Annotated in this window: 3 protein-coding genes; all 3 read right to left on the reverse strand. The window is 64.2% G+C overall.

Annotated elements, in window-relative coordinates; translation table 11 throughout:
• The coding region (locus tag AC06E9_RS19670) for a TetR/AcrR family transcriptional regulator (RefSeq protein WP_296283075.1) at positions 1 to 487 on the reverse strand (487 nt) is incomplete at its 3' end.
• 108 nt (positions 488 to 595) lie between these two features.
• Positions 596 to 1,483 carry a 3-hydroxyacyl-CoA dehydrogenase gene (locus AC06E9_RS19675; RefSeq protein ID WP_016448220.1) on the reverse strand — a complete coding sequence of 296 codons (888 nt, stop codon included), beginning with the start codon at positions 1,481 to 1,483 and terminating at the stop codon, positions 596 to 598.
• Positions 1,480 to 3,299 (reverse strand): oleate hydratase (locus AC06E9_RS19680; RefSeq protein WP_478056677.1); only part of this gene is annotated, 1,820 nt, incomplete at its 5' end. The genes AC06E9_RS19680 and AC06E9_RS19675, both read right to left, overlap by 4 nt.

Raw genomic sequence — 3,299 nt, forward strand, 5'->3', positions numbered from 1 at the left:
TGCGATGTCGAAAACCCACGCATGAACCCCCGATCTGTGCCCGATCTGTGCCCAAAGCGGCGCTTGCGCGGCCGCTTCCTACCCGCCAGACTCGCCAAAAAGGGCGGTTGAACTTCCTATACCCCAGCTCCATGGCGATGCGCGCCCATTCGCCCCGATGGTGGATGGTGTCCAGCCAATCCAGGATGCACGCCAGGGTGCCGTCGAGACCTGCGTCGCCGCAGGTCGCCAGCATCTGCTCCAGGCTGGCGGCCTTCTGTTCGAGGTTGCGCTCCATCACCTCCAGCAGCAGCTCCTCGCGATCGGCGAAGTTGGAGTAGAAGGCCCCCTGCGTATAGCCGGCACGCGTGCAGACGGCGCGCAGCGACAGCGCCGGGATCGAGTGCTCCACGATCAGCGCCTCGGCGGCATCCAGCAGCGCCGCGCGCGTGCGGGCCTGCGATTCACTGCGGTTGAGCGGACGTGCGTGGCGTTGGGCTTGGCTCACGGCCGGCTCCGGCGCGACGGGGCGGCAGTATGCCACCGCCTTGCACAGGACGCCGTCAGCGTGCGGTGACCGTTCCCGACGGAGCACGCACGGGCGGCGGACATGGCGTCAATCATCGTAGAAGCCCCCCCCCGCACCGGCGCCCAGGCGACCCTTGTCGATGTAGTTCACCTTGAGATATTCGGCCCAGCCCTGCGTTGCGGGATTTGCGCTTGCGATGTTGTACGCCGTGCGCAGGCCGACAATGTCGTAGATCTGGAACGGCCCCAGCTTGGCGCCGGTCCCGATTCGCCAGGTCTTGTCGATGTCCTCCGGACTCGCCACACCTTTCAACAACAAGGCGGCGGCCGCGTTGAGCAACGGCACCAGCAGCGAATTCAGCACGTAACCCGGCTGCTCCTTGTGCAGTCGGATCGGTTCCATGCCGATTTCCGCAGCGAAGCGCGCCACCTGCTCGAACACCTCAGGATCGGTCTGCGGCGTACCCATCACTTCCGCTGTGTTCTGGCGCCAGATGTGATTGGCGAAATGCAACGCCAGGAACTTCTCCGGCCGGCCCGTCGCATCCGCGAATGCACTGGGCAGCAGCGTGGAGGAGTTGGTGGCGAAGATGGTGCCTTCGCGCGCCAGCCTGGCGAGTTCGGCATAGACTGAGCGCTTGAGTTCCAGCTTCTCCGGCACCGCTTCAATTACCAGGTCCGCGTCGCGCACGGCCTGCGCAAGGTCGCTGCTCAGTGCGATGGCCGCCGCGACCCTGGTGGTCGCCTCGGGCGTCGTCCCCGGCAGGTCGGCGGCATATGTCTGAGCCAATCGCGTCAGGGCGTCGCGGGCACGCTCCAGCGCTGCTGCGTCAATGTCGTACGCCGTGACGCTCTTGCCGTGAAAGGCGCACTGGAAGGCGATCTGCGCGCCGAGCACGCCAGTGCCCAGCACGGTCACCCGCTGCAGGCCGGAGGGCGAGGCGACGGTCTTTGTGGTGTCCTGTGTCATGTTCATGCGTCCTCCCCGGCCAGCAGGCCGGCGTCGTGGAGCAATGCACCGATCTCGGTGCGGTCGAGCCTGGCCAACACGCGGTCGCGCAGGAACGACGGGCCCGGCAACGCCAATTCTTCGCCATCGCGCAGCTGGTGCAGTGCATCCAGCAGGGTGCGGATGTCGTAGGTGGAATTGAACACTTCCGGCACGCCGCGTTCAATGCCCAACAGCGTGTAGACCGCTTCCATCGGCGTGCGCACCGAGTACTCGGTGGTGAAGATACAGTCGCGTTGCTTCGACTCCGCGAACTGGCCGATGAATGCGAAGTTCACAGCGCCCGCTGGCACCACGTCAGGGCGATCACCGGCTTGACGCGGCATGAAGAAGGCGGTGATGTACGGCATCATCACCGGCACGGTGTTGGCTCCCGTGGCTGCAAGCTCCGCGATGTCCTCAACCGGCACACCCATGTGATACAGCCATTCCTGGGTGATTTCCTCGCCGGTGCAGTCCTGCATCGGCTTCTTGACGTAATCCCCCGGCACGTCCGCGAACAGGCCATAGAACCAGATCACGACCTGGTCCTTGGGCTGCTTCTTGAAGTGCGGCTGGCGGTTCACCGTCCAGCTCAGCAGCCAGCTGGAATCCTTGGCGGTGACAATCCCGCCGGTCACCACCTTGCCGCTGAACGGGTCGCGCTTGGCGATCTTCTCGATGTACTTCGGGATGCGCGCGTCCAGCGTGGTGATGGTGGCGGATTCCCATTTGGTCTCCGGAATGTGCGTGCCGAACACGTCGGGCCGCCCGAACGACGGATCCTTGGCCGCGATGCGCCGCCACAGATCCCAAGCCGGTGCCGGGCCTTCGTCCAGCAGCGCCGCGGTCTTGTGGTCGCCCTCGTTGCTGTTTTCCACCAGCGAGCCGATGGTCATGAACAACAGGTCATCGGGGCCGAGTGCCATGCCACCGGGCTGGCCGTCGCGGTTCCAGTGGATGCGCGTGGCCTGCTTGCGTCCGTTGGTGGCATCGATGTCGAAATCGACATCTGTCACCTCGGTGCAGTACTGGAACACCACGCCCTGGTCCTTCAACCACTTCACCAATGGCAGCACCAGCGATTCGTACTGGTTGAAGCGGGTGAACTTCAACGCGGAAAGATCCGCCAGACCGCCGATGTGGTGGATGAAGCGGTGCAGATAGAGCTTCATTTCCAGCGCCGAATGCCACTCTTCGAACGCGAACATGGTGCGCCAGTACATCCAGAAGTTGCTGGCGAGGAAGTCCTCACCGAACACCTCGTTGATGCGCTTGTTCTCCATCTCCTCGCGCGTGGCCATGAAGACCTTGAGCATGTCCTTCTGCGCGGCCTTGCTGAGCGTGAACTTGCCCATGTCGGGCGCAGGCTTGCCCTGTTCGATGGTGGCGCGCTGCAGGGAGAAATTGGGGTCGTCCTTGTTCAGCCAGTAGAACTCGTCGAGCACGCTGGCCCCCTCGACTTCCAGCGACGGAATGCTGCGGAACAGATCCCACAGGCATTCGAAATGGTTCTCCATCTCGCGGCCGCCGCGGATCACGAAGCCCTTGTCCGGCTTCTCAAGTCCATCCAGTGCGCCGCCCGGCACGTCGATGCGTTCCAGGATGGTGATGCGCTCGCCCGGCATCTGGCCATCGCGGATCAGGAAGGCGGCGCCGGCCAGCGAGGCCAGGCCGGAGCCGACGAACCATGCGGATTTGCCGTCGACCCCGTCTGGCTTGCGCGGGCGGGCGAAGGCTTCGTAATTGCCACTGCTGTAATACATGTACGGACTCCAGTCGGGGAAGTTCAAGGTCATCGATC

This window comes from Stenotrophomonas sp. Steno-Z10-BAI, from assembly GCF_056393115.1.